Here is a 2,320-nt window from a genome sequence, read left to right on the forward strand (position 1 = left end):
AGGGAGCGGACGCCTTGGATTTCACCCTCTCCCAGTCCCAGACGCACTGGCTGACCCGCGTCCGCGCCTTCATCGATGCCGAAATCCTGCCGGCAACCGCCGCGGTCGCGGCCGAGCGTGCGGAGAGCCGCGAGCCCTCCCCCACGATGGAGCGGCTGAAGGATAAGGCCCGGGCCGAGGGCCTGTGGAACCTGTTCCTGCCGCCCGCCCCCGAGCACGACACCGACGCGTACCGCGGCGCCGGCCTGACCAACCTCGATTACGCCCTGTGCGCCGAGGCGATGGGCCGGGTCGGGATCGCCTCGGAGGTGTTCAACTGCGCGGCGCCCGACACCGGCAACATGGAGGTGCTCCACCGCTACGGCAGCCCCGCCCAGAAGGAGAGGTGGCTCAAGCCCCTGATGGCGGGGCAGATCCGCTCGGCCTTCCTGATGACCGAGCCGGAGGTCGCCTCCTCGGACGCCACCAACATCGCGACGTCGATCCGCCGCGACGGCGACCACTACGTCGTCGACGGCCGCAAGTGGTGGTCCACCGGCGTCGGCGATCCGCGCTGCAGGATCGCGATCCTGATGGGCAAGACCGACCCGGAGGCGCCCCGCCACCGGCAGCAATCGCAGATCCTGGTGCCCATGGACACGCCGGGCCTGCGCGTCGAGCGCCTGCTGCCGGTCTTCGGCTACGAGGACGCCCCCAAGGGCCACGGCGAGGTCGTGCTGGAAAACGTTCGCGTGCCGGCCGAGAACCTGATCCTGGGCGAGGGGCGCGGCTTCGAGATCGCGCAGGGGCGGCTCGGGCCCGGCCGCATCCACCATTGCATGCGCACCGTCGGGGCGGCCGAGGTGGCGCTGGAGGCCATGGCGCGCCGGCTGGTTTCGCGGGTCGCCTTCGGCAAGCGGATCAGTGAGCAGTCGGTCTGGGAGCAGCGGGTCGCCGAGGCGCGGATCGACATCGAGATGACCCGCCTCCTCTGCCTGAAGGCCGCCGACATGATGGACACGGTCGGCGCCAAGGGGGCCAAGCTCGAGATCGCCATGATCAAGGTCGCGGCGCCACGGGTGGCGCTGAAGGTGATCGACGACGCCATCCAGGCCCATGGCGGGGCCGGCGTGTCGGAGGATTTCGGGTTGGCCCGGATGTACGCCCATATCCGCACCCTGCGGCTCGCCGACGGGCCCGACGAGGTCCATAACCGCGCGATCGCCCGGCTGGAATTCGGGCGCTACACCAATGCCCGGGAGCGGGCATGAGCGAGGCCGATGTCTTCTCCGGCGTGAAGCCGGTCGAGCCGCGCCACCGGATCGACGAGGCGAAGCTTTCCGCCTGGATGGACGGGCACGTCCGCGGCTATGCCGGCCCGCTCAATGTCCAGCAGTTCCGCGGCGGCCAGTCGAACCCGACCTATCGGCTCGATACGCCCGGCCAGGCCTACGTGCTGCGCCGGAAACCCTTCGGCCCGCTCCTGCCCTCGGCCCACGCGGTGGAGCGCGAGTTCCGGGTGATCGGCGCCCTCTACGGCGAGGGCTTTCCAGTGCCGCGCCCGTTCGCGCTGTGCGAAGACTCCGAGATCATCGGCGCGGCCTTCTACGTGATGGAGGCGGTGGACGGCGCCGTGCATTGGGACGGCGCCCTGCCGGGCCTCGATCCGCACGCCCGCCACCGGCACTATGCCGGCATGATCGCCACGCTGGCGCGGCTCCACGCCATCGACCCGGAGGCGGCGGGGCTCGCCGATTACGGGCGGCCCGGCAACTACTTCGCCCGGCAGGTCGACCGCTGGACCCGCCAGTACCGCGCCGCCGAGGATGGGCGGCTGGAGGATGTCGAGCGGCTGATCGCGTGGCTGCCCAAGACGGTGCCCGAGCAACAGGGCGCCTGCGTGGTCCACGGCGATTACCGCCTCGACAACCTGATCTTTTCCCGCGACGGCGGCGTCAGCGCGGTGCTCGACTGGGAGCTGTCGACGCTCGGCGATCCGCTGGCCGATTTCAGCTACCTGCTGATGCAGTGGGCATTGCCGGCCGACGGGCGCAGCGGGCTCGGCGGCCTCGACCTGACGGCGCTCGGCATCCCCACCCGGGACGAGGCCGTGGCGCTCTACTGCCGGGCGGCGGACCGGACAGATCTACCCGACCTCGACTGGTACTTCGCCTACAATCTGTTCCGGCTGGTCGGCATCCTTCAGGGCGTGGCGGCCCGCGCCAAGGCCGGCAACGCCGCCAGCGAGCACGCCGCCGCGATGGCGGCGCGGGTGCCCAAACTCGCCGAAGCGGCCTGGGGCTTCGCCGAACGGGCGGGGGCGTGAGGATGGGCGGGGGGG

Annotated in this window: 2 protein-coding genes; both read left to right on the forward strand. The window is 71.4% G+C overall.

What is annotated here, in order from left to right; all coding sequences use genetic code 11:
* Positions 1 to 14: 14 nt before the first annotated feature.
* A complete protein-coding gene (locus OXS49_RS33145) occupies positions 15 to 1,250 on the forward strand; it encodes an acyl-CoA dehydrogenase family protein (RefSeq protein ID WP_243999793.1) in 1,236 nt (411 codons plus the stop codon).
* Positions 1,247 to 2,305 (forward strand): phosphotransferase family protein, encoded by a 1,059-nt coding sequence (locus OXS49_RS33150; RefSeq protein WP_267428740.1) that lies wholly within the window; start codon positions 1,247 to 1,249, stop codon positions 2,303 to 2,305. Before OXS49_RS33145 ends, OXS49_RS33150 begins: the two co-directional genes overlap by 4 nt.
* The last annotated feature ends 15 nt before the right edge of the window (positions 2,306 to 2,320 follow it).

This window comes from Methylobacterium sp. GC_Met_2 (assembly GCF_026540795.1).
In the GTDB taxonomy this organism is placed as follows: Bacteria; Pseudomonadota; Alphaproteobacteria; order Rhizobiales; family Beijerinckiaceae; genus Methylobacterium.

Excerpts from the sequence above, each read along its gene's own strand:
- OXS49_RS33150 (WP_267428740.1), top strand. The coding sequence starts at position 1,247 with ATGAGCGAGGCCGATGTCTTCTCCGGCGTGAAGCCGGTCGAGCCGCGC.